Raw genomic sequence first — 26,062 nt, 5'->3', positions numbered from 1 at the left:
CCTCGCTAACGTGGTGCTGCACTTCGGGCACTTGAGGCTCATCCCTATAGTCTAATCGCGTACAAATGATCTAGTTGGGATGCTATTATATAGACAACGAAAGTTTGCGGGCCCCAAAAGGACCCTATCGCTCGACCGATTGGCTTTGGCTAGGAGGTGGGCATAGGGAACCTCATGTCCGAAAACGAATATCAACCATTCGATCAGCTGCTAACCGTCTCCGAAACCGCCCAGGCTCTGCGCTTGTCACGCGCCACTCTATACGGCATTCTGAGCCGCGGAGATTTGCGCTCGGTCTACATTGGGAGCCGCAGACTTATCAGGTCCTCAGACCTTGCGGCCTTCATTGCGAATCTCAGTAGCGAGGCGCAGCCGTGACGGCCCTCAACCGTGTTCTCGGCGCACTCTCGGCGCACGGTTCAAAGATCAACTCAAACCACGAGGGATATTTGGTTACGTGTCCGGCTCACCAGGACAACAACCCATCGCTCAGCGTCTCGGTGGGCGCAGATGGTCGGGTCTTGCTCAATTGCTTTGCGTTATGCAGTACTGACGCGATCCTCTCTGCTCTTGATCTGGAAGCTCGCGATTTGTTCAATGAGCAGGAGAAACCGAGGCCAGAGAAGAGAATCGTAGCGACTTACGACTACCGGAGAGCTGACGGCTCACTCGCGTTTCAAGCGGTGCGGTATCAACCGAAGGGGTTCAGTCAGCGCAGGCCAGACGGCAACGGTGGCTGGGCTTGGTCTTTGAAAGATCTCGCACCCGAGGATCGCTCCCTACCTTTCATCTTGCCGGAACTGACCGAGGCGATCAAAAACAATCCAGAGTTGCCGTTGGTGATCGTCGAAGGCGAGAAGGATGCACTCGCTCTTTGGTCGCAGGGCACGGCGGCGACTTGCAATGCGGCGGGCGCTGGGAAGTGGCGACCTGGCCACTCTCGTGTGATCATCGTAGCGGGGTTCAAAGATATCGTAATCTGGGCTGATCGAGACGAACCAGGCCGCAATCACGCTAAGGCCGTGGCTGAATCCTTGAGGGAACAGGGGTACTTGGGAGCGCTTACGTTGCGAGAGCTGCACTGTCCTGATGGTTGCAAAGATGCGAGCGATGCGATAGCTCATCATCCTCAGAATTGGCAGGATATGCTCGGCGGGCTAGACGTGTTGACAAACGTTGACAACGTTGACAAAACCGATCTACCAGGGGAAACAGTGCAAATCGGTGTTGACAAAAGTGTTGACACGGACACTGCACCTGTTGACAAATACGATCCTGAGCCAGATCTGAGCGAGATTCTGCGGAGCACCGGCCTACTTGGTCAATACTCTAAAGCTCTGGCGAGTGCTTACCAGGTCTCGCCAGGCTTCGCCTTCGCAACCGCTTTGGGCGTGGCCGGTATACCCGTCGGACTCGGCGCGACGGTGGAGATTACGCAGGATTGGCGCGAGCCTGGGGTGCTTCACCTCTTGGTCATCGCACCGCCAGCGGAGCGGAAAACACCAGTCTTAAGCGCGGCAATGGGGCCGATATGGGACGCTGAGAAGGCAGCTCGCCAAGGTCGAGATGATGAGATCGCCAAGACCAAAGCTGAACACGAGCTACTAGCGCTCGCGCGTGATCAAGCTCGCAAAGATGGTGGCACAGCATTCGCAGAGGCACTGGCGCGATTGGAGTCGCACCAAGTGCCCGCGCGCTTCTCGGCAGTGGCGAGCAAGGCTACGGCAGAAGCGTTGGAAACGCTAGCAGCGGCGCAAGGGGAGGACATCGCACGCATCGCGGTCGTATCGGATGAGGCGGGGGGCGTTTTCGGTGATCTTGGACGCTACAACAAGGCAGGGACAAATTACGAGGTGTTGCTCGCAGGTTACGACGCTGGCCACTATACATCGCACCGTGTCACTCGGGGCGAGATTCGGGTTACTGAGCTGCGGGTTCCGCTCTTGCTCATGGGCCAGCCGAGCGCTTGGGCACAAGTGGCAGGAGACGCGGAAGCAGGAGGTCGAGGGTTGCTCGCGAGGCTCTGTCCGGTTCGTCCTGAGTCATTGGTTGGCGTTCGCTTTGGCTTTGGTGAGCAGATGCCAGAGTCACTTAGCCGCGCTTGGTGTGAGCGGTTGACTGCGCTATTCAGCGAAGCCTATGCAGATGAGCAGCCAGAGCCGATGAGACTCGACGCGGCGGCATTCCAGCTCTTCGTGGCCATGAAGGATGAGATAGAGTCCGAGATGACCGCGCTCTACTCGGGTGACATTCTGAACGGTTGGGCAGGCAAGCAGGCTGGGCGTATCGTGCGCATTGCGGCAACTATCCACGCCATGGCCACCGGCAACCTCGCAGGCCGCATTACAGCCGATGAAATTGGCGCGGCGCTTGCGATTGGTGAGTGGCTCGCATGGCATGCCAGACGTGAGTATGGCGGCGAGGACGTAGCGCCAGCGCTCTCAGGAGACGCTACGAGATTATGGGAGTGGGCGAAGCATCGCCAAGAGTTCACCGCACGCGATGCGTACCGGTCGGTGTTTCGAGGTCTGCGCGCTCGCTTTGACGTGGCGGCTGAGCAACTTGAGAAATTAGGCCTCATCGAGCGCCTGGATTCGCGCGGCTCGAATTGGCGCGGTGGCGAGCAACTGTTGACAGTGTCAACACCTTTGTCAACACCGAATGGGGACATAACCGCAGGTCAGAGGCCTTTGTCAACATTGTCAACGTTTGTCAACACATCTGCAGAGGAAAGCGGAAACGAGCAAGCAACGGAGGAAGTAGTAGCGATGAACCATTACGTAACGAAGGAGACAGCACAGATGACCGAGCTAACGCAAGTAGACAGAGTACGGGAACAACTCAAGAAGGAACCAAAGCCTGAGCCGCGTGATTGCGCGGAGTGTGGGCGGCGACTAGTCAACTCAACCGGCACGTTGTGCAAGCCATGCGCCGCTAGGAGGTTGGCCGATGCAAGCTGACTACGATCCGGACAAAGACACGAATGGATGCGAGAAGTACCAACTCATCACCATCCATGGGGCAAAGTTAACCGGAACCTCGGGAACGCTCTACAGCATCGCAGCCCTGGCGCTTGATCTCGCGAGAAGCGTGGTTGACTCGTGGGCGCATGTGTTGAACTATCACCGCGATCTTTTCGGGCTGCCTGAGCCGGTCGATGCTACGTGGTTGTGGGATGCGCTGATCGAGGTGTGGGTGCATGAAGAAGAGGACAATCTACCGAAACCCCAACTTGCTCCGAGTGGCGATTTGAGTCGCCTAAGAGGCGCGCTGGGACGGCCACCGAGGGCACGGAGGGATCAATGAGAACGACAAACGGAGAGACGGAGTTGCGCGAGTTCTGCGAAGCGTTAAACAGCTGGCGAGCAGCGCAAGCCGCGCCGAAGGAAGTACGTGACGAGTTGTACCGCGAAGTATTACGGATCGTGTATGGAGGCCGAAATGGCTAGCGAGCTGGAGATTTTGGAAGCTGAGATAGCGGCGCATCGGGCAATCGTGGAAGTCAAGAAAGCGCGGTTTGATGAGTCGGTGAACTTTGCGGAGTTCTACGAACTTGTCGAGAAGTTCACGGAGATAGCGGCGGCCTGGGAGGCACTCAGAGGTGCACGATTGGAGGTCGAAAATGAAGGATAGGGATAGCCAGCCAGTAGATAGGGGCCAGTCAAGCGGTAGCGATCAAGAGCGGCTCGACGCGATTCACAAGCGGATCTGGGCGCAGTTCCTCGATGGCTTGGAACGGGATGCTGAGCGTGGCGAAGCCGAACAGTGGGAGGGCGAACAATGAGCACCGGGAAGCGAGACGCTGCCAAGTTTGAAGTAGCGCAGAGAAGGGCACGCGCGCTTGAACTGCGCTTGACAGGGATGACGTATCGAGATATCGCGGATGCGATGGGGTGCGCGGACAGCACAGCTCACGAGTTGGTCACGTCTGCGCTGCGAGAGATCCCAGCGAAAGACGTGGAGCTACTGCGGACTGAGCAAGGTGCGACGATCCGGTTACTCTTGTCCAAGCTCTGGCCGAGAATAGAGCGAGGCGAACCGCGGGCAATCGAGGTCGCGGCGAGACTATTAGAGCGCCAGGCCAAGCTCTACGCGCTTGATGTGGTGCCGCCGAAGCCACCGATGTTGATCACCGAGGAATTGGTCGATGAGCTTATCGCCGATGCAGAGCGCAAACTTAGGGAACTTGAGGAAGGCACTTGGCGCAACAAGCGGTGAACATACACGCCCGGGCACCTGAGAGTATGCTTGGAGACGGTCGAGCGGGTCTGCTCGCTCTGGGAAGGATGGAAACAATGAGAAAACTGTTGATGATCGGGGCGAGTGCGCTTGTGCTCGCAGCGTGCGGATCAACGGCTGCGAAATCAAGCGCTACGACGACAACAACAAAGAAGACAACGACCCCAAGCGCGGCACCCGTTGCGATGACTGAGGCACAGGCGGCCAAGGTCTACACCGCTGCAATAGGTCCGATGAACTCGGCGCTCACCGCACTCGGCAAGCAGGCGAACGGTTGGACGAACAGTACGCCGACAAGCACGGTTACGGCGGCCCTCGCACCTGTTAACTCAGCGCTTACCAAAGGCGAGAACGAGTTGAATGCACTTGCGGTCAAGTACCCCAAGGCGGCGACAGCGCTCCACAACCTGACGACCGCGGCTAGTTCGATGGATGGAGTACTGAACTCAGTGACAAGCGCTAACGTCTTTAGTCTTTCATCGTGGGTTACTCAGCTAGAGCAAGCGGCCTCGGTCACTAACAACGACGCGAACATAGTGCGCTCTGAGCTTGGCTTGCCGCCAACGTCACAGGACTGACAACAGAAAGACTCTCGACCCTCACACCACAATATAGGCCATGAGCTGGGGGGAGCTTAGCTCTGGCGATCATACGCATAACTGCAAACAATTGCGTAGCTCCTACGACAGTAGCTCCGTGGCCCCTACGTGTAGTTCGGTCGGGTTCGATGACGAGCTAATCAGTGCGTTAAACAGGGAGTTTACAAGTCGTTGCATAGAATCCGTGGCCCTTACCGTGGCCCCTACGCTGGCCCCTATACCTTTTCAACCATGGACGATGACCTAAATCAAGCTCCATGGCCCCTACCGTGGCCCCTAAGGTGTCATCACCTTTGAACTGGGAGAACGGCTCATATCTTGGCGTTACGGTAGTTTGCATACACCCGGTTAGACTGCATAAGACACCCTAAGACAGGGTATCCCTGATTTGCACGCAGGAGGTCAGGGGTTCGAGTCCCCTCGTCTCCACCAAGGGCTGTTTGCGAAATTGCCCCATCCACGTTTGCGAAACTCACCAAGAACTGACCTTACCCTGGTAAAGGTCGAATGTGGGCGACATTGCAAACGTGCATGATCTCCTCGATAACCATGTGATTCTCGATCGTTCAGTGTCTCGACCGGATCTAGCGATGCGTCTACGTACCCAAGCTACAAGTGCCAGGTCAAGTCGTCTACTTTTTGCGCGATCATCGCAAGATGCCAATTGCCTCTCCGGTGATCATCTCGGAGGATGCGGAATCGCTTCAGAGAGGGCCGTTGAAAGGCCACTCGCACCTAGTTCACCTAATACGTGTCTCGACCGGTATGTGTTGATGGGGAGATGCTTGCTCTTGCAACGATCTCGAGGCACCCTCATGAGCTACGCTGTCCACTATCCCCGGAGATTTTGGAAACTCGTTCCAAATTCTTACGGGAAGTACCATTTCAGGGCTATGGAATGTGCAATCAGGACAGTCGGCTAGTCATGAAAGAATAACCACACTACCGTGTACTCCATTCTCCAGGGTCAAATTGACAATGGACGGCCCCTCGTACACGACACACCTCTGATTGACAGAAACAACGAGGACAGATGCGAGACGACGCTGCTGTTTGGTCAAGTTACAAATCCGAGGTCGAGTCTTTGCAAAACTTGTGGGAGGGTGATCGGATGTTGAAAGAGGCAGGACCTTCGTGAGGGCAAGATCGTCAAGTTTCCTGGCTCGAGAGCGATCGATGATGGTGACCTTTTGCGGTCCATCTCCTAAACTGGCGATATGGCGCTGTTAGGTGAGTACGAGCCGAGTACCCAAGAGTGGGTTCGCGATCAAGTAGAACGTTATGAGCGCACGAATGGGCGTGAAGGCGGGACACTAGCCGATACCGGACTCCCAGTGATTATTCTCTGGACCCTAGGGGCAAAGACCGGTAAGTTGCGCAAAACGCCGCTCATGAGGGTGGAGCATGAAGGCGAGTATGCACTTGTCGCCTCAAAGGGCGGCGCACCTGAACATCCGTTCTGGTTCTACAATCTCATCGCCCATCCCAACAAAGTAACCATCCATGATAGGGAGCTTCTCATGGATGCGACGGTTCGCCAGGTTGAGGGTCAGGAGCGGGTGTTGTGGTGGGAGCGTGCGGTTGCCGCCTTCCCGCCCTATGCGGAATATCAGACCAAGACGACCCGCCACATTCCTGTCTTTGTGGCGACCGCCAAGAGCTAGGACGCTGCAAAGATCGCAGGGTTGCAAAGATCACGCAGAGGAATGCATTGCCAGGGTGGAGGGGCCGATCGTCCGGTTGTAGTTCGCGGATCTATCATCCTCGCACATCGGTTCGGTCTCCTTCCAACACGTTTCCGGCACGCCTTTCAAAGGCGTACTCCCCAACAGCCGAACCGCGACTGAGCAGGCTCAGCTATAGTCTTGCTCTTTGGACATGAGATCCGTATGCTACCGACGACGGCCACGTTGATGATTGGCGAGATGGGTTCTATCGGAGGATTGGCGGTCAGTTTTTGTCCGGCACAACGTTGTGAAAGGCAATGAGTTCACGAGCGGGTTCCGGGGTGGGTTTAGAACGATTCTAAAACTAGAAGTACGGCAGAACTTCTGTTTTTCGACAAGTCTCTATACTGGAGGCATGGAGTCGGCTGTAGCAAACCCTGAACAGTTAATTGATCGCCTGCGCAGTCGGGGTTGGCGACTCAGTGCCCAGCGTCGTGTGGTGGCAGAGGCGCTCCAAGGCGACCATGTCCATATGAGCGCTGAAGAGATCTACAGTCTTGCGCGCGAGCGGCTCGAGGAGATCAGTCAGGCTACCGTTTACAACACCCTACGTGAACTTGTCAGCATGGGCGAGGTCCGCGTACTCTTGGCTGACGATGGGGTAAAACGCTATGACCCAAATGTTGCGGTGGCGCATCATCATCTGTTGTGTGTCCATTGCCAAACCTTTAAGGACGTGCACCCAAGCGGTGATGATGGTGTTGAACTCCCTGACGCTGAACGTTTCGGCTTCATACTTACTGGAATGGATATCGTCTTCAAAGGCATTTGCCCAGAGTGTCAGCTCGTACTTGGAATCCAGGATCACGAGTGACGGGCGATTAGCCCTGCCAATTTCCGTTGTGTAAACTACGGCTTCGTAGTCGAGCTGTACAGGTCTGCTAGAGTGGGAAACTGACGCCAGAGAGGGTGGCGGAGATCTCCCAGAGTTCGCGTGCGAGCTCCTCATCGAGCGCGGCTTTTGGTACGTGAGCAGGGGCCGCTTTTCTGCCCCAGAGTTCTTTCAATCCATCGGGTCCGAGATAGGTCCCATTGTCAAGAGTGAAGTCAGTCGCCGCTCGAATGAGAGGTATGGCGCCTCGTTCGGCAGACTGTGCAAAGAGGAGATTGGCGCCGATCATAGCGACCTCGCCCACTCGACCAAGATTGGCCCGGCCGGTCCGTCGTTGGAGGCCAGTGTTAGCAAAACCGGGATGAGCGATCACGCTGGTGAGCGAGAGACCCTTTGCCGCTGCCCTGCGTGCGAGCTCCTTGCCAAAGAGCAGGTTGGCGAGCTTGGACTGGGCATAGGCGCGAGAGCGCCCATAATGGGTGAGTCCTTGGAGATCGTCGAGCTGAACGCTCCCATGATTCGCTACCAAACTCGCGACCGAGACGACCCTTGGGGTCTCGCTTGCCAGCAGCCGCTCGAACAGTTGGGCAGTCAGGGCGTAGTGGGCAAGGTAGTTGATTCCAAACTGTTGCTCAAATCCATCCACCGTCATCGCTCTAGGCAGCATCATGACCCCTGCGTTGTTGACGAGGACGTCAAGGACGTCGTGACGTTCGGCGAGCTCCTGCGCCGCCTCTTGAACTGACGAAAGGTTCGCTAGGTCCATCGTGAGTAGTTCGAGATGAGCCGCTGGTACTCGTTGGTGAATCCAATCGATAGCTGCTTGTCCGCGTTGAGCACTCCGGCAGCCGAGGATCACCACGGAGCCGCGCTGGGCAAGTCCAAGGCTACACCACCGACCTAAGCCACCGTTGGCACCAGTGACGAGTGCCACCTTGGGAGACGTGGCACTGTTGAAGGGGAGATACGACACTGTTGGGCAGTCTACTGCCTTCGAGCATCCCAGGCAGGTGCGATCATTCGGGCAATCGCGGTATTGACGCCAGTAACTCTCGGGTATATGGGTGCTGTGGGTGTGTGAAGAGCATCTCGGTGGTATTCTCTTCGACCAGTTTTCCCCGATAGAGGACGACTACTCGTGAACAGATGTGGCGAATGACCGCTAGGTCATGGGAGATGAATACCAGCGTCAAACCGAGCTCAGCAACGAGGTTGGCGATGAGATTAAGAACTTGAGCTCGAACCGAGACGTCGAGGGCCGAGACAGCTTCGTCGGCGATGAGCACCGATGGTCGTGGAGCGAGAGCCCGCGCGATGGCGACCCGCTGGCGCTGTCCTCCGGAGAGCTGATGGGGATAGAGCGTCTCGGTATTGGGAGTGAGTCCAACAGCCCGCAGGAGCTCTTGCACTCGCAGGTGCGGATCGCCAGCCAAACGGAGAGCCCGCAGCGGTTCCTCGATCGAAGCACCGATAGAGAGGCGCGGATCCAGGGAACCAAAAGGATCTTGGAAGACGATCTGCACCTGTTGGCGGAAGTTGAGCAGCGGCTCTCCTTTTGCAGGGAGTGGTTGACCCATGAAGAGGAGCTCACCGGAGCTTGGCGTATCGAGAGCTACCAGGAGCCGCGCGAGTGTCGTTTTGCCTGACCCGGACTCACCCACGATTCCCACACGTTCCCCCGTGTGGATGGTTAGGTTGAGGCCATCGAGAGCGACAACGTTGCGGCGACTTCCACCGTAGATCCGGCTGACTTGATGAAGCGCGAAGAGTGCTGATGGGGTGGCGGGCGCGCTTGACACTTAACTTTTTATCCCGTAGGGATGCCAGCACCGTACCTGGTGTTGGGTGCCCTCAGCCGACGGCGCAGAGCGACAGCGTTCCGATTCACGTTCGCATCGGCCGCGAAAGGTACAACCCTGAGGGAATCGACCGGCCTCTGCAACGACTCCTGGGATCGTCGGAAGTTGCCCGAATAGTTCTTGGTCAAGGTCCTCAATCCCCCGCGAGGTAGCCAAGAGGGCGCGAGTGTAGGGGTGCTGTGGTGCACGCAGCAACTCATGGGTAGGGCCCGATTCTACGATCACGCCGCCGTACATGACCTGGATGCGCTCGCAGACACTAGCGACAACGGCAAGATCATGACTGATCAGCATCAAGGCACACCCATGCTCTGTGGTCAGCTCTCCTAAGAGTTTAAGAACCTGTGCCTGGACGGTTACGTCGAGGGCCGTCGTTGGCTCGTCCGCCAAGATCAGATCAGGGTTGCAAGCGATCGCGGTGGCGATCATCACCCGTTGGCGCTGTCCTCCTGAGAGCTGATGTGGAAAGGCACGGGCTTGCTGTGCTGGTGTGTCGAAGCCGACCCGTTCAAGGAGTGTGATGGCCTGGGCAATACTCGCCTTGCGAGAAAGACCCTGATGGATCCGGAGCACCTCGCCGACCTGCTTTCCGACTCGCATCAGTGGGTTTAAGCTGGTCATCGGTTCCTGGAAGATCATAGCGATCCGATCACCGCGCAAGCGAGAGTAGCGTCGTTCGTTGAGGTCAGTGAGTTCCTGATCTGCTAGTCGTACCGAACCCGAGCGACGACCTCGCGGGGGCAGAAGACCCATGATGGTCAATGCCGTTAACGACTTTCCTGATCCAGACTCCCCGATGAGACCGAGGCGTTCAGCGGGCGCCATCTGGAAGCTGATGCCGCGAAGCAGTTCCGTGTCGTCGATCGAGAGCCGAAGATCGGCGACCTCTAGCAGACTCATGATCGTCCCTTGAGGGTGGGGTCGAGAATATCGCGCAACCCATCGCCAAGCGCATTGAGGCCGAAGACCGTCACGGCGATAGCGAGACCGGGCCAGAGGGCCAGGAGTGGGTCTTGATAGAGGTAGTTCTGCGCGCTTTCGAGCATGCCGCCCCAGGTCGGGGCGGGTGGTGGTGTGCCAAGGCCTAGGTACGAGAGTGCGGCAACCGCCAAAATGGTCACCGAAAGGAGGAGCGCGATCTGCGCTACCAGAATTGGCATGATGTTTGGCAGGACATGTCGCCGGGCGATCTGGATGTTCGAGCGCCCATAGGCCCGCGCAGCGAGCACGTAGTCGGTTGAGAGAATGCCCAGTGCAGTCGATCGAGTGACCCTCGCAAAGACGGGAATCGAGGCGATCCCGATGGCCAGGGTGGCTGTGAGGGTAGACGCACCGAGTGCGGCCACCAACGTGATAGCGGCCAGGAGGGCAGGAAAGGAGTAGAGCAGGTCGGCCCCTCGCATAATGATCTCGCCAGTCGCTCCGCGCCGGAAGGCAGCGACGAGACCGGCCGGCACCCCAATCACCAGAGCGATGGCAACCGCACCCAGACTCGACAACAGGGTGATCTGCGTCCCCGTCATCAGCCGCGAGAGTACGTCTCGGCCATACTCATCGGTACCAAGTGGATGCGCAAGACTCGGACGGAGAAACTCTGCAGCTGTGTTCACAGCCAGAGGACCATACGGTGTCCACCAGATCGAGACGATGGCGACGATGATGGCGATGCCGACGATGATGGCACCCGCGGTTGCGCTCGGACTCGATAGGAGTAACCGTAGGCGTGAAGGTTTTGTCACACCAGGGCGTGGCGACGGCTCATCGGTGCCCGTCGTTGCGGTGGTGATGCGTTCGTTCATGAACGTAGCCCCATGCGAGGATCGATGATCCGATAGAGCAGGTCGACGATAAGATTGACGACCAGGACGGTGGCTGCGACGAGCATGACGATGTCTTGGACGGTGATGAGGTCACGATTCGCCACACTCGAGAGCAGGAGACTTCCGAGGCCGGGGAGGGTAAAGACGGCTTCGATGACGACCGCTCCGATGATGAGCCCGGAGAGTTCGAGGCCAAGGACGGTGAGCACTGGGATGCTGGCATTGCGAAGCCCGTGACGAATGAGGGCCTGGTTGGGGCGAAGCCCCTTCGCGCGAGCGGTACGAAGAAAGTCGGCACCTAACACCTCCACCACTGAGGTGCGGATGTAGCGCGCCAGAATCGCACCCTCGACGAGTCCGAGCGAGATCGCTGGCAGAATCAACGACTGCAGCGCCCCCGTTACGCTGGTAGACCAGGTGGTGAAGCCACTTGCTGGCAGCACCTTGAGATCGACGGCGAACACGATGATCAACAGGATTCCGAGTACAAAGTTTGGTATTGCGATGCCAACTTGGGCGAGCCCGGAGAGTACGACGCCTGAGCGTTTCGTGTGGCGAATTGCGCTGGCGATGCCAAGAGGTACGGCGATCAAGAGGCCCACGAGGAGCCCACCCAGTATCAGTGGACCGGTCACCTCAAGGGCTGCTCCGATGACTGGGGCGATTGGTTGTGAGGAGATATAGGAGTCTCCTAAGTGCAACGTCAAAAGTCCGTGGATCCAGTGAAAATACTGCGCCACTAGCGGGCGGTTGAGTCCCAATTTTGCGGTGAGGGCCGCCACGGCACTCGGCGTAGCCTGGGTTCCGAGAATGACCTGCGCAGGCTTACCGGGCAGGATATTGAGGATCCAGAAGACGAGCACCGAGGCGAGAAACAGAGTGATGAGGAGTGTGGCGAGACGCCGTATGAGGAACCTTCGGAGTTCGTGAGCGTGTACCCGACGCCGCGTGGCGACGTCGCCCGCCTTTGGCAGCTCAGCGATGAGCAATGTGGACCCCTGTCATCGATAGACCCGCGATCGACCTCTTCCTCTGGCGACAGACAGCCCCAGCTTCATGTGGTTAACTGAGGTAGCCAAGCTGTTTGGCTGAAGTGGGGATCGTGCCACCGATTCCAACATAGGAGAGATTGTAGGACTCCGTGTAGGCGCTGGTGGGGATGCCTACGATGTTTTTGTCGATGACGGTGATGAAGGGTGCGATGTAGAGCCAATCGTTGACCGCATCGGCGGTGATCTGCTTGAGCACCTTCTGGTAACCCGCAATCCACTGTGCCTTTGTGGGCGCGGCGTTTGCGGCGGTCAGCTCACTGGCAATCTCAGGCGTCTTGGCATAGTGCCAGTAGTAGCCGGTGGTCCCATAGTTGGAGACGTCTCGCCCTTCCGCCTGGTCGATGATGGTCGCCTGGAAGTCGCCCCCCTCAAAGACCTGGGAGATCCAGAGGGGAAAATCGATCGTGGAGACACTGACCTTGATGCCAATGGCACCGAGTTCAGAGACGAGCAGCGGAGCAGCTAGCTTGGCATAGAAGTACGGTGGCAGGACCAACTGAAGCGAAAACCCCTTGGAATAACCCGCCTCTGCCATCAACTTCCTAGCCTTGGTGACGTTGTAGGGGTATTCGCTGGCGAGGTTGATGTAGTACGGATCGGCGGGCACGGTATCGGTGCCGTCGATCAGTCCGTAGCCACCCGATGCGGCATTCATGATCGCCTTGCGATCGGTTGCGAAGAGGATGGCCTGGCGTACCAATTTGTTGCTGAGCGGTCCATAGGTGTTGTTCAGCGTCATCTGAACCTTGCCGTTGGTGAGACTGGAGACAACTTTATACTTTGGATTCGATTTGAACAGCGTCGCATCCGATGGCGCAGAGAGGTTGTCGATCATGTTTACCTCACCGCTTTGCAGCGCTGCATTCAAGGAGTCAGCGTTGGAGAAGTAGCGGAAGACCACACCCGAGACATGGGGCTTGTATCCCCAGTATTGGTTGTTCCTCGCTAACGACACCGAGTAGTTCGAGACCTCACCGGTCACCTTGAAGGGACCCGTCCCGATGGGATCGGTTGCCAAGGTCGATACTGTCGATGGGTCGAGGATAACGCCGTTGGAGTAGGCGGCTAAGTCATAGAGCCAGTTCCAACTTGGCGTCGTCAGCGTCACACGCACCTGATCGGAACCCACCTGCTCTACGGAGGAGACGTCAAAGATCTTGCCGTAGGGGTAGGTCGAGCCAGGGGCGTATACCCGTTTCATGCTGAAGACGACGTCAGCTGGTGTGAGCGGATTACCGTTCGAGAAGGTTACGCCTTTGCGGATGGTGAAGGTGTAGACCTTGTTTGCGTCGCTCACCGTGTACGAGCTGGCCAACACCGGGACGATCGATCCATTGGGTGCAAGCTGGACAAGGTGTTGGAGTACGTTGTAATCGATGACCTCATCGATGGCCTGTGAGGCGTTGGCGGTGGGGTTGAGCGTCGGCGGAAAGACATTGGAGGAGCCGATGGTCAGCATCTGGAGCGGAGTGCTCTTGTTCGTCGACGATGGTGCAGTTGAACTCGTGGATCCACACGCCGCCAGCATGAGTGCGGCGCTAGCCACCAGTGCGGTCGTCTGTGCAAGATGTCGAAGCGAACGAGCCATCTCTTCCCCTCTCGTTAGGAACCCCCGTTGGATGTAACCATAGCCTAGCCAACGACCACGAGCAGCGATCAGGGTAGTTTTGGCGCCGACTTTGCCCTCTCCCATGATGGGAGGGGTGGTCAAGGGAGATCCATCCCCGCGCTGAATCGTGGAGCCTTCTGGTGATCGTGAGTTTGTCATTTCGTCCGGTCGTTGCGGTCCCAAGCACGCTCATGGCGACCATGTTGGCACTTGAGTGCTCGGCAACCAGCGACCGTGACGGTGGTGGGTCGATGCGAGGGATGCCCTGTGCTCCTCCGAGGATCGGAAGGTCGAGGCCGGACGATGCTGCTGGGCGTGTCATCGAGCGCATGGTGAGTGTTGTGACCGATCACATGAGTGGGTTCATAGGAGTTCACACGCATCTCTCGTACTGGGGATTTGGTGCAACCGCTTCCTACAGGACCTGACGATTACCTCCTGGAACCGCTGGTCTCTCGAGTGTTCCCCGCAAGCGGTCCCCTGGTTCTCGCAGGACGTCTTGTGGCGGATCCTCTCGCTATGAGCATCCACGAACACCGGTATCTCAGCGCGGGATTGCAGAGAAGGCTTGAACGGTGGCAGTGTCTCCAGTGATGGACAGGCCTGTTGTTGGTCGGTTCCAACCAAAGAGGTAGAGTTCGATGCTGGTTCCCTTGACGGTGGCGTCTGGTGAACCCACAGGATCGACAGCGCGTAGACCCTGCTGGTCGAGTTCGATCGACCACGGTCTTCCAACCTCGTCGGTAGGGATGAAGCTCAATAGGCGAGGCGGATCGACGAGTTGGGGTGCTGATCGAGCTCGGCTCGGCAAGAAGACGGTGATAAGTTCATCGAGTCCGTCTGCGGCCAAGAGAGGATCGATGCCGAGCGCTTCAGGGCGTGATGGTGTCGGGGAGGCCGCATCGAGATCTACGAGGTGGATGGCGAGTTCGTGGGCAAGCCGACGCAGGTACCAACTGACCCGCTGATTCTCCCCGGTCCAATTCCAGGCCGGATCATCCATGTCGTGTGCAAGCAGGGTCTCTTTCAGATCGCGATAGGTCCTCGCAAGCCACTCGTAGGTAGGCATGCCGATGGGCGGTTCGGAAGGCATGGTGTTTGGCTCCGGGTCAGCGTTGGTCTCAATCCGAACTTGCATACGAGAGAGCACGATCGCAAGGTGGTTGACCAGATCGTCGACGGTCCAGCCGGGGCACGTTGGGATTGGGTTGCTGCCAGGAAGTTCCCGTGCGAGTCTCTCGATGTTGGCCATCAGCCCATCAATGGTTTGTAGTCGGTCGGCGTTCATCGTGCTCCTTTGGGGTTCTGCTGAAGTTTAGATGGTATCGCACTGGTACGGAGGAGGCGCATGCGTGGGCAGCGCCGGGTCCGGGATCGGACGCGATAGATTGAGGACGGGGAAGAGGAGGCGTGATGGAAGACTTCAGGAGACTCTTTGATCTCACCGGGAAACGTGCGCTGGTCATCGGCGCTGGAAGTGGGATTGGAGCTGCCTCGGCGCAGGGGTTGGCCGCCTTTGGCGCGCAAGTTTGGTGTGCCGACATCAACGATGCCGCGGTTGAAGGAGTGGTGAAGGATCTGCCCGGAGCTGAAGGTCTTCACTTCGATATCGCCGATGCAGGGTCGAGTGCGAACGTGCTGTCAACGCTCGGGACTCCTGACATCGTCGTGTCGACGCCTGCGATCAATGTACGCAAGCGTCTCACCGAGGTCAGTGACGAGGAGTTCGACCGAGTGATCGAAATCAACCTCAAGGGAAACTTTCGGGTCATGCGTGATTTCGGGCGCGCGATGGCGGCCAACGGTGGTGGAAGTATGATCGCCTTTTCGAGCATCCGGGCCCAGGTCGTTGAGCCTGGCCAAGGGGTCTATGCGGCCACCAAGGCTGGTGTCCTCCAGATGCTCAAGGTACTTGCTGCAGAGCTTGGACCCCAAGGAGTACGGGCCAATGCGATCGCTCCGGGCGTGGTGGAGACGCCGCTCACCGCCCAGATCAAGAACGATCAACGCTGGTACGAGGCCTACCGTGACAAGACCATGCTTGGACGTTGGGCACAACCATCAGAGATGGTTGGGGCAGTGGTTTTTCTCGCCTCTGAGGCAAGCTCGTATGTGACTGGTTCCTATCTTGTTGTCGACGGAGGCTGGCTCGCCGCCGATGGGAGGTTTACACCTCCGGCGTAGGTGCACAAGAGGCGTAGGTGCACAAGAGAAGGGCCTACCTGCTGTCCAACCCGGCGAGCAATTCATGGGCCTTCGTGCAGTAGCTCTCTCGCGGCGAGCAGATAGACCTTCGCCGCGGCGATCACCTCTGTGACCTCCACAAATTCGTTGGCCTGATGCGCGATCCATTTTCCTCCCGGTCCATAGACCACCACTGGCAGATGCGCATCACGGTGGAGGATCGTCCCATCCGTCGTGCCCGGAACCCCACCATAGGTTGGTTCAGCGCCAACCACTCTCCGGTGAGCTGCCGTTAGAGAACGGACCAGGTCTGCGTCGGGCGAGATGTCGGTCGGTGGACGATCGTCGATCACCTCGACCTCTCCTCGACAGCCAGTAGCCTCGGCGATTCGTCCAACCTCGGCGATGAAGGCATCGATGAGCCGGGCATGATCAACCAGAGGAGTGGTCCGGAGGTCAAAATCGGCGATGGCGACGGATGGGGTGACGTTGAGCTGAACTCGCGATCCAGCCTGTAGAACCGTTGGAGTGATGGAGATGGCTCCAAGAAGGGGATCTTCGCCATATTCTCTCTGGAGTTCGATCTCGGTTTCATGGGCGAAGGTCAAGACCTTCATCAGTGCAGGTATCGGGTTGATACCTTTGGTGGGCATAGCACCATGGGAGATTCGTCCGTGCAGTCGCACTTCGAGCCGGATGGCACCCTTCTGGGTGATACAGATTTCACCGGCCTCAGGTTCACAGACGATTGCCCCGATGGCTTCATTGCAGTAGCCCTTGGCGACGAAGTCCTTGACCCCGAGCATCAACTCCTCCTCATCGATGAGCGCTGCAAGCGTGAGTGTTCCTACCAATTCGCCGCTCAGTTGGAGTGCACGGGCTGCAAAGAGCATCGCCGCAAGCCCGCCCTTCATGTCTGCCGAGCCTCTGCCCAGTAGACGGCCATCGACGATGTCACCGGAGTAAGGGTCGAAGTCCCAGAGATCACGAGAACCCTCCGAGACGACGTCGGTATGGCCCTCAAAGATGAGGTGGGGTCCAGGGGTGGAGCCACGGAGTTGAATGATCACGTTTGGTCGACCTTGCCGTACCTCATCGACGATCGGAGTCCAACCGAACCCCTCGGCCAACTCGATCACCGCGTGGGCTGCGCCCATCTCGGTTGATCCGGTTGCTGGATCATTCACGCTTGGGATACGAACGAGGCGTTGGGTGAAGTCGATGAGACCCTGTGTGTCGAGATAACCAAGTAGTTCGTTCGATGATGGTGCGCTCATCTGCTCCCTTTGTATTGCCTATTTGTACTGCCCCTTTGTGCGGTCCAGTCTATTGCGGGTCTGTGTTGCTCGAGAACCAGCTCAAGTGCTCAATGGTCATGGGGTGCACAAGCTTTTGTTATCGGTAATGCTCTTGCAAGCTCCGATTCACCTGGTGGCAACCTTTGGCCATCAGGCTGGATGTATGGATACCTTCAAGATTGCGAATACGAGAGATGGTCAGCGGATGATTGAAGAGCAACGATGGATACCACTTGACGGTGCGGCCAACGTTCGCGACCTTGGAGGCTATCCAGTAGGACGAGATGGTGTGATTCGATCGAGGGAGATCTTTCGTGGAGACTCACCGCATCGCCTCACCCGCAGCGACGTCGAGCGACTCCGAGCCGCGGGTATCCGTACCCGGATTGATCTACGACGTGATGAGGAGCTCATCCGTTTTGGTAGTGGGCCCATTGGTCAGGTCGTGGCGATCACGATGCATGCGCCACTGCGCCCAACGTTGGCAGATCCTGGTTCGGGATCGCAGTCGCTTGGTGAACTGTACCGACGGTATCTTCTCGAGAGTCCCTACGAGTTGGCCAGTGCGCTACGTTTCCTGGCGGATCCGCTACAGCGACCTGCGCTTTTCCACTGTTATGCCGGTAAGGATAGGACAGGGGTGTTGACGGCGCTGCTGTTATCGGTCCTTGGCGTAACTGATGAGGTCATTGTGGCTGATTACGCTAAGACCACTCTCGTCCGGGATGCCTTCTTGGCCTTAGCCGGCGAGGAGTTAGGCATCTCTCGCGAAGGTGAGCTGACGGCGGACTCCCCAGCATTGGCTGCCGATCCGGAGACGATGGCAGCGACTCTGGATTGGCTGAAGATGACGTTTGGCTCCGCACAGTCCTATCTTGAGGGCGCTGGCTTATCGTCCGAGATCATCGGCCGACTACGAGCCGACCTCGTCGTCTCGTAGCGGTCCTGCCTGTCGTATCTGTCAAAGAACCGAGCAAACAGAATCATTGATATTGCAAAAGGAGGAGTTTGCGGAGAAGGGACCTGAATCAAACCAGTTGACAACCACTATCTCCGGGCCTCAAAATGAGGCGCGAGCCATACGATCCTACCAGTAGGGGATGTTCGCGGCCAGCCAACTAGATCGGTGTCTTTCTAGTGGGCCACAGGTTGCCTCGCGTTGGTGGAAGTCAATGTTGACAGAGGCGGTTCAGGGGTTGACAGACAACAGAGTGCAGGGAGTTGCTCTTTGTGGAGATGCATGCGCACTGCATATCCAGGCTTGATCCTCGCGGTGACTCATCGCAGGGAGGCAAGCGGAGCGGAAGAGGGCAGGAGAGATGACCTTTGGACGCGGATTTGCCATCACTGCTAGTGTTGCTTTTGGTGGGAGGGACCGAAGATCGGTCCATCTCGAAAAAGATGAGAGGGGACGATCAGGTATGGATGAACTTTGGCGATATGACGCGACTGGTCTCGCGGAGCTGATCCGATCAAAGCAGGTGAGTTCACTTGAGGTGACTGACGCTGCGATCAGCCGTATCGAGATGTTCAACCCCATCCTCAATGCGGTCATCGTCGATCGCTTTGAGCAGGCGCGAGAAGAAGCCCGACGCAACCGCAGCGGCTCCTTTGCAGGCGTCCCCCTGTTGCTTAAGGACCTGGGTGCAGCCCAAGAGGGCGAACCGTTCTGGCTCGGCTCTGCGGTACTACGCAATGCTGACTATCGAGCCCCGGTGACGAGTTACTACGTTCAGGCACTGTGCGACGCAGGCTTCATCGTCATCGGTAGAACAAATGCACCGGAGTTCGGCACCAATATCACCACGGAGCCGGTCTCCACTGGTGCCACCAGAAATCCCTGGAATCTGGAGTACTCCTCCGGTGGATCCTCCGGTGGATCCGCTGCAGCGGTAGCGAGCGGCATGGCACCGGTTGGTCAAGCGAGCGATGGAGGTGGATCAATCCGCTTTCCGGCAAGTTATTGCGGATTGGTCGGCTTGAAACCCTCGAGAGGTCGTGTCTCGAAGGGCCCATTGGCCGGTGATGGCTGGGCGGGTTCGACGATCGATGGAGCCTTGACCCGTTCGATTCGAGATGCGGCCGCAGTGCTCGATGTGATGGCTGGGTATCGTAGTGGCGATCCCTATACGGCCCCGGCCTTCGCACAGCCACTCATCGAAGAGGTGAACCAACCGGTCAGACGCCTGCGCATTGGGGTACTCGACCACTCGCTTCTGCGTGCGGCACAGACTGATCCCCGTGTCACGGAGGCCGTTCGCGCCGTTGCAGATCTGCTCGGGCAACACGGCCATATGGTTGAAGAGGCGTGGCCGGAGGCCTTAGGGGAGGAGGAGTTCCAGCCCCGATTTGTCGATGTTGTGAAGGGCTCGATTGCACAACAGTTTCGTTCTCTCGAACGGATGCTGGGTCGCTCTGTCGATCTTGACGAGATCGAATCCGATAACCGAGTCTTCGTGGAACTTGGACGTCAGCTGCCAGCATATCGGTACGTCGAGTCGGTGGATTGGCTGCAGTCCTATGGCCGACGAGTCGCCAAGTTCTTTGAGATCGATGGCTATGACCTTCTCCTCACCCCTGTCGCTCCTCGTTTGCCACCCAAGCTGGGTTACCTCAGCGATCCGAAGCTTGGTCTTGACCGCCAGCTTGAGTTTCTCGGCTTCACCGGTCAGTTCAACGTCTCGGGTCAACCGACGATCTCGTTGCCGCTTGCGATGAGCCCTGGTGAAGACCCCCTCCCGATCGGCATCCAGTTGGTGGCGGCCTATGGGCATGAGGATCTGCTCATACGGATTGGATCTTGGTTGGAACAGGCCATGCCGTGGGCAGGACGCTGGCCGACGATCGCGCTTGAGGGCCCACCGGCATGACACGGATTGTGCATGTCTCGGATCTGCACTTCGAACTCGCGCCCGAGCGTTTCAAACCAGGCATTCGTCAGATTCTTGACCGGTCGATCCCCCTGCTACAGGCGACTGATCCGGATCTCCTCGTCGTTACCGGTGACCTCACCAGCTACGGATGTTTTGATCGAAGTCAACTCATGGGAGTCCGTCGATGGCTCGATGGGCTTGGTCTTGCGTACCTCGCGATCCCTGGAAATCATGATCTATCGGCGAACACGGTGCGTGGCAGCGCCTATCCCATCATGGAGACTTATGAAGCGGTTCCTTGGAAGCGAACGAACTTTGCATCCACCTTCGATCAAGAGCCACTTGTCATCGTCCAAGAGGGTCCCCTCACACTGTTGGCCATCGCGTTACGAGAGGGTGATCCCGACGGTGCTCTTGAACAACTCTCCGCGGCACTCGACGATCTTGATGGTCCGGCACTCGTGTTGGGTCACTATCCTCTCGTTGCGACCAAAGACCTCGGAGTGCTAGCGACTTTTGGTTATGAGGGCTACATCGACGGCGTGCGTGACCGACTGCTCAACCTATTGTTGGCACAACCACTGGTGCGGGCCTACCTCTGCGGTCACGTCCATGCCCAAACCGTGACCACCCTTGGCGGTGAGCTGGTGCAGCTCTCCGCGGGCGGGCTTGGCCCTGGGGCGAGCGCTGGTTGGATCCTCGATGTCAAGGGACCCAACCTTGAGGTGCGCTCCCTCCCTGGAGGAGGGCCTCGGGCCTTCTGGCCCCAAGAGATGCTTGGCGATTGCGACCCGCTTGACTATCACCTCTGGTGTGGCAACGAGCCTCTGATCATCCCGCTCTCCCCGTCTGTCAGCTAGATGGATGACGTGAGCGTCAGACTTGCGGACAACAGCACTTTGTTGGCGATATGGTGTGTTGATGGTACTGCTGATTGAATTCCTTATTTGGTTGCCCGTTACCGCATTGGTGCTGGGGCGGTTCGCGATCGAGCTACTGTGGCGCCGGACGGTGGGATATCGAGTGTGGGTCTCGTATCGCGAGACAGAACGAGCGCCTTGGAGGACGCGGTTGTGCGAGAGTGATCGCCTCCATGGCACCAGCCTTGACAGCGGAGAGGGCCTCCCCACCGCCTACCTGATGGCGCAGCAAACGCACCTCCGCGTGATCAGGCTGTGCAATGCCATAGTCACGACAGTTGTCGTCAGTAGCCTGTTGTTCCTTGCGGGTGCCTTTGTGGTGATCAACGTCATGGGGATTGCCATTCTCGTCGCGGAGATCGTCGCCTCTGTCCGGTATCGTCGGATCTTCGCGTCGATTGAACGGATTCTTGTGCTGCGTCGTGGTGGTGATGCGCAAGGAGCGCCGCAGTCGTTGTCGATTGGATGGAATTGAATCGGAGAGGCTGTCTCGCCACGACGACCGGGCGGGTGGGACAACTTTCGCGATCGATGCAACCTGGACGGAGATGGCCGTTGATGCAAGGCCCTAGGGATCTCGGACTGAGGTCGCTAGCAACGATAGCCGACAGTGACGGCAATATAGAAGTCTTTCCCAACCCAGCACCACTACGTACGACGCGTACCGAGCGTCGTAGGGTTGGGCGCGCTCTTTCACGACGGATACCCGGTTCAAACGGATACAGGCGAGCGAAAGCCAAGCTCGCCAAGCTAGACCGCAAGTCCGTATACATCCGTCGTGAAAGTGTCCACCAGCTAACTCGTTATTTGGTGGATAACTACGGCGAGGTACATATTGAAGATCTGAATCTCGCCGCCATGAGGCAGAGCATGGGAAGACGAGCCTTTCGACGTTCGGTATCTGATGCCGGACTCGGAGGCTTTCGACCAACACTCACCTACAAGGCCAAACGAGCCGGAGTAACGGTAGTCGTCGTTGATCGCTTCTTCCCTTCATCGCAAATCCACCATGACTGCTCAGGCAGACTCATGGGTGCAAAGCTCACCAAGAGGCTCACTTGTGAGGTGTGTCACGTTGAGGTGGATCGCGATGACAATGCTGGGCTCAATATCCGTGACTGGTCGGTTACCAGTCCTGGTCTAGTTGAGGCCAGTGCCCTGTTCGTTCCCAGGCCCTTATCGGGTACAGGCGACAGTTCAGATGATGGGATGACTCATCACCTGGAGAGAGCGCGTAAGACCAGTAACAATGCTGGCCGTACTCGGAGAGGCAAGAACAACTCTTGGACAAGTGAGCATGAGAACCTTGTAAAAGGTGCATCATCATGAGTGAACTCACTATTAATCACTCAGGTGCAACGGTACGAAACGGGGTATGGCCAGGGTGCGATCGTAGCCCTCAGCCCTGGACTCCCTCGTCTACGGCTGGCTGCGGTGAGGTCCTCTGCCGATACTGTGGTGCAGCCGATCGCAACCGTCGGAGCGTGTGGCCATTGCTTGGGGACAGCTTGAAATCGGATGGCATTGATGGATTGCAACGATCTATGCAGGCTTGCCATGTCAATGGCATGGTTGAACTGCTTGCGTTCCGTAGTGGTGCGTTGATGGTTCTCGCTGCGTTGGATGGGTCCGAACATGGGGATCTCGCGGGGCCAACCGTTGGTGCGACGGCCTCAGCGTTCGAGCTGCTGCCGCGTGACTTCGTATGGCCGAGCCGTTCGGTGACGGCCGCACGTTTTGGGTTAGGTGTCGCTACTGAATCGCCCCAAGAGGAGATGTGAAGAGATGAAGCCCTATCAAGTGTTGTGGTTGGATATCGGTATCGACGTGCTGGTCTTGATCACGTTTGTTGTTTCTTTAGCTGCGCGGATTCCATGGCTGGATGAACATACAGGCTGGAAGAGATATCTCCGCCCACGCGGGGCTCTGGATACTGATCGATGCATGTCGCGCAAGCAGTTTGTGTTGATGTCTGTTGTGTGCGTACTCGTGGGTGCCGAGCTGATCTGGGCGGTGGCCCACGTCTAGGTTTTCGCTGTCCGCAATGAGCAGCACGAGCCACTCGTGTTGGAGAGAACGCGATGAGTTGTCAACCGGTGCGTTCCCTGGTCGTCTGCGGGCAGAGAGTAGCGGACTTCGTGTTCCGCTGGCGCATACCATCGGTTATCGAGGAGCACGGCCGCTGGCTGGCGAATCACGTATTCGATTGCTCCGTCCGTGGCAATGTCATCGTCTGGGACGTCGACACAGCTCTGGTCTTCTGTGATTTCTCAGTTTCTACAGAAGGCAAAGTGAACAAATATGCCGTCCTAGTGCAGCGATGTTTCCCCGAGAGCCCTTGCTGGTCCGACAACGGTCTGGGGGCCTGCTCGCACCCGACACTGCAGACAACCGTGGTACCTGTCTCGGTGTTTGGTGATGGGTACCGCTAGGGTTGATCCGCTCTCTTGGTCTGAGGGAGGACTTGGTTGAGGCCGAAGGCAAGTGAGTTGGCCAAGCGAGCGGTGGTGGTATGCGCGTGTCGTGCCATCGATCGGACCTTTGCATCTGGGTCGGTTAAGAGTGCCGCTCGCAGGTGATCCGGGGTACGTGGGTTCGCGGCGACAAAGAAGCGCACCCACGGCTCAGGATCAACAGCGAGAATGGTAAGCGCCGCGACCGGAGCATCCTGGCGCTTGGCGATAGATCGGCGAATCTCCCATCGATCATCCTCGGTGAGGCTGATCTGCGCATCCACTGGACAACGGGGATGCTCGGCAGCAGCATCACGTACCCCGAAGTCGGGATCTGTGGCCATCACCCCGATGAAGCCCGGTTCGGCTTGGAGGTTTTCAGCCAGTGCCCGCCTGACCCATGGGTTCTCATCGGTGACGAGTGTCTGTTGAACCCCGGTGGGGCAGCACGGATTTGCGGCGATACCGGCGCGTACCTCCCACCACCAATCCTGGGCTAACGCTGCAGCGATGCCGGGAGAGCAGTCTGGGTTTTGAGCTGGGATGAGCCGACTATTCGGATCGGGTGAGTTCGCGAGTTGTTCGAAGATGCTCGCCCTGATCGGTTGGGGCACATCGGTGGCCTGGAGCAAATGGTCGAGCTCGTTGTCCCATGCACGGCGGAGACGAGACCGTCGCTGGAGAAGACAGGCAGTGTCGCCGCTTCGATGTACCTCGCAGTCGATCAGGATCGGTTGGGTTGCGAAGATCGTGATCGCTAGGAGACGGCACTTCGCGATGGTCAGGACCGTACCTTTGCCAAGAGTGGAGAGCCCCGCGCCCGAGCGTAGCATCAAGTCTCTCGCCAAAGGCCAAGACTATCGACGGTGTCGAGGGGGTGTTCCTCATGAGCCAGACCGAGTTGATGGCCGGCCTGCCGGGTGAGACCACGATCACCGCCCATTTTGATGTAAGTCCAGACGATCGCTCCGATCAGGATCACGAGCCAGAAGATAGCTGCCCATGCGAGTGGGAAGACCAACGGGACAACGGTCTCATAGAGCACCATCCAAAACAGGCCCATTGCGATGATAGGGAGCACGAAGTGAAAAGCCAACTGGGTGACGCGTCGTTCTCGGTAGGAGATGCGCATCAATGAGAGGTTCATGAGCGTGTGGGCGGTCACAAGGCCAAATAAGACCGCGGTGGTGAGGACGTCAAAGGCCTGAGCTGGCCCAAGCCAGAGGCCAAAGACCAATCCCACCAGAATTGCTGTGGCGCCCACGAAGGTGACACTGGCCGCTGGCGCACGTTTGCCGTTGACGGTGGCAAAGCTCGTCTGGAGAAGCTTGTCGCGGCTCACGGCGTAGAGGACCCTAGCGGTGCTGGTCATGAGGGCGAGATCGTCCATGAGCGCGCTGTTGATCGCGAGGACGACAAGTGCCACGGCACCAATGGGTCCGAGATAGTGGAGGAATACCTGTACACCTGGGGCGGCAGCCTTTGAGAAGAGTGCCATTCGTGCCTCTCCCCAGCCGACGGTGAGCGCGTAGGCCGAGATGGTCAGTGCTACTCCTACCAGAGTGAGGGAGAGGATTGCGGCCTTGCCGATCAGCCTTCCTTGTTGGGTGCGAACTCCCTTGGCCTCCTCGCCAAGTGGGGCGTGGCTACCGACACCGATGAAGCTGGTGATGGCAAAGATCATGCCGAGAGCGACCCCCTTGACGCCAACCGAGGCGAAGGTGAAGGGATGCAAGGGAGCTGCGACATGAGAGCGGGCGATGATGATGATCGACGCGACGATGAGAAAGACGATCTCCAGCGAGCTCGTGAAGAGCATCGCCTTGACGGTTGGACGAATGCCGAGTACGGAGAGTAGCCAGGGTACTCCGATGAAGACCAGCATCATCGGGATCCAGAACCAGCCCGGAAGGGTGACGCCAAAATACGATCGAGCGATCCCTGGCAAGAAGACACCGGCGACGTAGATCGGTACACCAGCGACACTGATCAGCTGGTAGAAGACGACCATGATGGCGGTCACCAATGCTGGCTTTGCTCCGAGCCCTGCCGAGACGTAGCTATAGTAACCTCCAGCTGAACCGCGATGCTTGGAGAGGTGATAGAGGGTGTTGACCTCGATGAACATAAGGATGAAGGCAAAGAGGTATGAGAGCGGCAGGGCCACGAGCGCAAAGGCGGCTCCAGCGGTCATAAAGGCGACGACGTCACAGGTCGGGGCCATGCCGGCGATGCTTTGACTGACCAGACCCCAAACCGAGACGATCCCAGGCTGGAGATGGTGAGGCTGGCCGGCTGGTGAGGTCAGCGCAGCTGGGTCGGCCTTGTTCAACTCGTCTGGTTCCATCGGATGCTTGCCCTTTCCAGAACTAGGTAGAATTTTTTTCTACTACTATAGTAGTGCTGCGAGGTGCCGAGATATTCCGAATAGAGGAGAAAAATCTTCTGATGGCGTTCGTGCCCTGGGGGGCTGGGTTCTCGATAGGAGGGTCGATCGTCTGCTTGGTCATCGACGGTAGGGGGTGGGGTGCAACATATCTCGGTGAGACTGCGAAGATCGAGCATGGCACTACTTGATCGAGCACAACACGATGAGT

28 protein-coding genes are annotated in these 26,062 nt (G+C 57.9%); 18 read left to right on the top strand and 10 right to left on the bottom strand.

The window, feature by feature from the left end; translation table 11 throughout:
• Nucleotides 1-174: 174 nt before the first annotated feature.
• From M7439_RS13125 to M7439_RS10495, 10 genes are all read left to right on the top strand, one after another.
• A complete protein-coding gene (locus tag M7439_RS13125; RefSeq protein ID WP_366525207.1) occupies nucleotides 175-378 on the top strand; it encodes a helix-turn-helix domain-containing protein in 204 nt (67 codons plus the stop codon).
• A 371-nt stretch (nucleotides 379-749) separates the two neighbouring features.
• Nucleotides 750-2,960 (top strand): YfjI family protein, encoded by a 2,211-nt coding sequence (locus tag M7439_RS10535; RefSeq protein WP_298349234.1) that lies wholly within the window; start codon nucleotides 750-752, stop codon nucleotides 2,958-2,960.
• A complete protein-coding gene (locus M7439_RS10530; RefSeq protein ID WP_298342636.1) occupies nucleotides 2,950-3,306 on the top strand; it encodes a hypothetical protein in 357 nt (118 codons plus the stop codon). The genes M7439_RS10535 and M7439_RS10530 overlap by 11 nt, the downstream gene beginning before the upstream one ends.
• Nucleotides 3,303-3,449, top strand: coding sequence for a hypothetical protein (locus M7439_RS10525; protein WP_298442441.1), 147 nt, complete (start codon nucleotides 3,303-3,305; stop codon nucleotides 3,447-3,449). The genes M7439_RS10530 and M7439_RS10525 overlap by 4 nt, the downstream gene beginning before the upstream one ends.
• Entirely contained in the window at nucleotides 3,442-3,633 is a 192-nt protein-coding gene (locus M7439_RS10520; protein WP_298342633.1) for a hypothetical protein, read from the top strand. The genes M7439_RS10525 and M7439_RS10520 overlap by 8 nt, the downstream gene beginning before the upstream one ends.
• Nucleotides 3,623-3,784: a hypothetical protein gene (locus tag M7439_RS10515; protein ID WP_298342630.1), complete on the top strand. Its 162-nt coding sequence runs from the start codon at nucleotides 3,623-3,625 to the stop codon at nucleotides 3,782-3,784. The genes M7439_RS10520 and M7439_RS10515 overlap by 11 nt, the downstream gene beginning before the upstream one ends.
• On the top strand, nucleotides 3,781-4,218 hold the full coding sequence (locus tag M7439_RS10510; protein WP_298342627.1) for a helix-turn-helix domain-containing protein: 438 nt from the start codon (nucleotides 3,781-3,783) through the stop codon (nucleotides 4,216-4,218). Before M7439_RS10515 ends, M7439_RS10510 begins: the two co-directional genes overlap by 4 nt.
• Nucleotides 4,219-4,295: 77 nt before the next feature.
• Nucleotides 4,296-4,817 (top strand): hypothetical protein, encoded by a 522-nt coding sequence (locus tag M7439_RS10505; protein ID WP_298342625.1) that lies wholly within the window; start codon nucleotides 4,296-4,298, stop codon nucleotides 4,815-4,817.
• 1,238 nt (nucleotides 4,818-6,055) lie between these two features.
• Complete coding sequence (locus tag M7439_RS10500; protein WP_298342623.1) at nucleotides 6,056-6,502, top strand: nitroreductase family deazaflavin-dependent oxidoreductase; 447 nt, start codon at nucleotides 6,056-6,058, stop codon at nucleotides 6,500-6,502.
• A 418-nt stretch (nucleotides 6,503-6,920) separates the two neighbouring features.
• The gene (locus M7439_RS10495) at nucleotides 6,921-7,379 is read left to right on the top strand and encodes a Fur family transcriptional regulator (protein ID WP_298342620.1); all 459 of its coding nucleotides are present in this window, start codon (nucleotides 6,921-6,923) and stop codon (nucleotides 7,377-7,379) included.
• A 67-nt stretch (nucleotides 7,380-7,446) separates the two neighbouring features.
• Here the strand turns inward: M7439_RS10495 and M7439_RS10490 are convergent, their stop codons facing one another.
• The 7 genes from M7439_RS10490 to M7439_RS10460 form a co-directional block, all read right to left on the bottom strand.
• Complete coding sequence (locus tag M7439_RS10490) at nucleotides 7,447-8,370, bottom strand: oxidoreductase (protein WP_298342617.1); 924 nt, start codon at nucleotides 8,368-8,370, stop codon at nucleotides 7,447-7,449.
• Nucleotides 8,371-8,413: 43 nt separating this feature from the next.
• Complete coding sequence (locus M7439_RS10485) at nucleotides 8,414-9,196, bottom strand: ABC transporter ATP-binding protein (protein WP_298342612.1); 783 nt, start codon at nucleotides 9,194-9,196, stop codon at nucleotides 8,414-8,416.
• On the bottom strand, nucleotides 9,197-10,156 hold the full coding sequence (locus tag M7439_RS10480) for an ABC transporter ATP-binding protein (protein WP_298342609.1): 960 nt from the start codon (nucleotides 10,154-10,156) through the stop codon (nucleotides 9,197-9,199).
• The gene (locus M7439_RS10475; RefSeq protein WP_298342606.1) at nucleotides 10,153-11,055 is read right to left on the bottom strand and encodes an ABC transporter permease; all 903 of its coding nucleotides are present in this window, start codon (nucleotides 11,053-11,055) and stop codon (nucleotides 10,153-10,155) included. The genes M7439_RS10480 and M7439_RS10475 overlap by 4 nt, the downstream gene beginning before the upstream one ends.
• Complete coding sequence (locus M7439_RS10470) at nucleotides 11,052-11,984, bottom strand: ABC transporter permease (RefSeq protein WP_374045754.1); 933 nt, start codon at nucleotides 11,982-11,984, stop codon at nucleotides 11,052-11,054. Before M7439_RS10470 ends, M7439_RS10475 begins: the two co-directional genes overlap by 4 nt.
• A 154-nt stretch (nucleotides 11,985-12,138) precedes the next feature.
• Nucleotides 12,139-13,839, bottom strand: coding sequence for an ABC transporter substrate-binding protein (locus M7439_RS10465; RefSeq protein WP_298342600.1), 1,701 nt, complete (start codon nucleotides 13,837-13,839; stop codon nucleotides 12,139-12,141).
• Nucleotides 13,840-14,281: 442 nt separating this feature from the next.
• Complete coding sequence (locus tag M7439_RS10460; protein WP_298342597.1) at nucleotides 14,282-15,025, bottom strand: maleylpyruvate isomerase family mycothiol-dependent enzyme; 744 nt, start codon at nucleotides 15,023-15,025, stop codon at nucleotides 14,282-14,284.
• Nucleotides 15,026-15,150: 125 nt separating this feature from the next.
• On the opposite strand from M7439_RS10460, the gene M7439_RS10455 reads away from it, so the two are divergent.
• Nucleotides 15,151-15,921 carry an SDR family NAD(P)-dependent oxidoreductase gene (locus tag M7439_RS10455; protein WP_298342592.1) on the top strand — a complete coding sequence of 257 codons (771 nt, stop codon included), beginning with the start codon at nucleotides 15,151-15,153 and terminating at the stop codon, nucleotides 15,919-15,921.
• Nucleotides 15,922-15,983: 62 nt separating this feature from the next.
• Here M7439_RS10455 and M7439_RS10450 read toward each other — a convergent pair whose 3' ends face one another.
• Nucleotides 15,984-17,198, bottom strand: coding sequence for a M20 family metallopeptidase (locus M7439_RS10450; RefSeq protein ID WP_298342589.1), 1,215 nt, complete (start codon nucleotides 17,196-17,198; stop codon nucleotides 15,984-15,986).
• Between the two features lie 184 nt (nucleotides 17,199-17,382).
• Here M7439_RS10450 and M7439_RS10445 point away from each other — a divergent pair, with 184 nt between their 5' ends.
• The 7 genes from M7439_RS10445 to M7439_RS10420 all read left to right on the top strand — a co-directional run bounded on the left by M7439_RS10445 (nucleotide 17,383) and on the right by M7439_RS10420 (nucleotide 23,040).
• Complete coding sequence (locus tag M7439_RS10445) at nucleotides 17,383-18,159, top strand: tyrosine-protein phosphatase (RefSeq protein WP_298342586.1); 777 nt, start codon at nucleotides 17,383-17,385, stop codon at nucleotides 18,157-18,159.
• A 481-nt stretch (nucleotides 18,160-18,640) separates the two neighbouring features.
• The gene (locus M7439_RS10440) at nucleotides 18,641-20,089 is read left to right on the top strand and encodes an amidase (RefSeq protein WP_298349231.1); all 1,449 of its coding nucleotides are present in this window, start codon (nucleotides 18,641-18,643) and stop codon (nucleotides 20,087-20,089) included.
• Entirely contained in the window at nucleotides 20,086-20,952 is an 867-nt protein-coding gene (locus M7439_RS10435; protein WP_298342582.1) for a metallophosphoesterase, read from the top strand. The genes M7439_RS10440 and M7439_RS10435 overlap by 4 nt, the downstream gene beginning before the upstream one ends.
• A 61-nt stretch (nucleotides 20,953-21,013) precedes the next feature.
• Nucleotides 21,014-21,487 (top strand): hypothetical protein, encoded by a 474-nt coding sequence (locus tag M7439_RS10430; protein WP_298342579.1) that lies wholly within the window; start codon nucleotides 21,014-21,016, stop codon nucleotides 21,485-21,487.
• The gene (locus M7439_RS13120; RefSeq protein WP_366525206.1) at nucleotides 21,478-22,341 is read left to right on the top strand and encodes an RNA-guided endonuclease TnpB family protein; all 864 of its coding nucleotides are present in this window, start codon (nucleotides 21,478-21,480) and stop codon (nucleotides 22,339-22,341) included. The genes M7439_RS10430 and M7439_RS13120 overlap by 10 nt, the downstream gene beginning before the upstream one ends.
• Nucleotides 22,338-22,793: a hypothetical protein gene (locus M7439_RS10425; RefSeq protein ID WP_298343914.1), complete on the top strand. Its 456-nt coding sequence runs from the start codon at nucleotides 22,338-22,340 to the stop codon at nucleotides 22,791-22,793. The genes M7439_RS13120 and M7439_RS10425 overlap by 4 nt, the downstream gene beginning before the upstream one ends.
• 4 nt (nucleotides 22,794-22,797) lie before the next feature.
• Nucleotides 22,798-23,040, top strand: coding sequence for a hypothetical protein (locus tag M7439_RS10420; RefSeq protein ID WP_298343910.1), 243 nt, complete (start codon nucleotides 22,798-22,800; stop codon nucleotides 23,038-23,040).
• Nucleotides 23,041-23,440: 400 nt separating this feature from the next.
• Here the strand turns inward: M7439_RS10420 and M7439_RS10415 are convergent, their stop codons facing one another.
• Entirely contained in the window at nucleotides 23,441-24,298 is an 858-nt protein-coding gene (locus tag M7439_RS10415; RefSeq protein ID WP_298343920.1) for a HEAT repeat domain-containing protein, read from the bottom strand.
• A complete protein-coding gene (locus M7439_RS10410; RefSeq protein WP_298343907.1) occupies nucleotides 24,298-25,812 on the bottom strand; it encodes an APC family permease in 1,515 nt (504 codons plus the stop codon). Before M7439_RS10410 ends, M7439_RS10415 begins: the two co-directional genes overlap by 1 nt.
• Between the last annotated feature and the right edge of the window lie 250 nt (nucleotides 25,813-26,062).

This window comes from Ferrimicrobium sp. (assembly GCF_027319265.1).
GTDB lineage: Bacteria > Actinomycetota > Acidimicrobiia > Acidimicrobiales > Acidimicrobiaceae > Ferrimicrobium.
The sequence above is the reverse complement of the archived record's forward strand: the minus strand, read 5'-3'. Positions and strand labels throughout refer to the sequence as shown.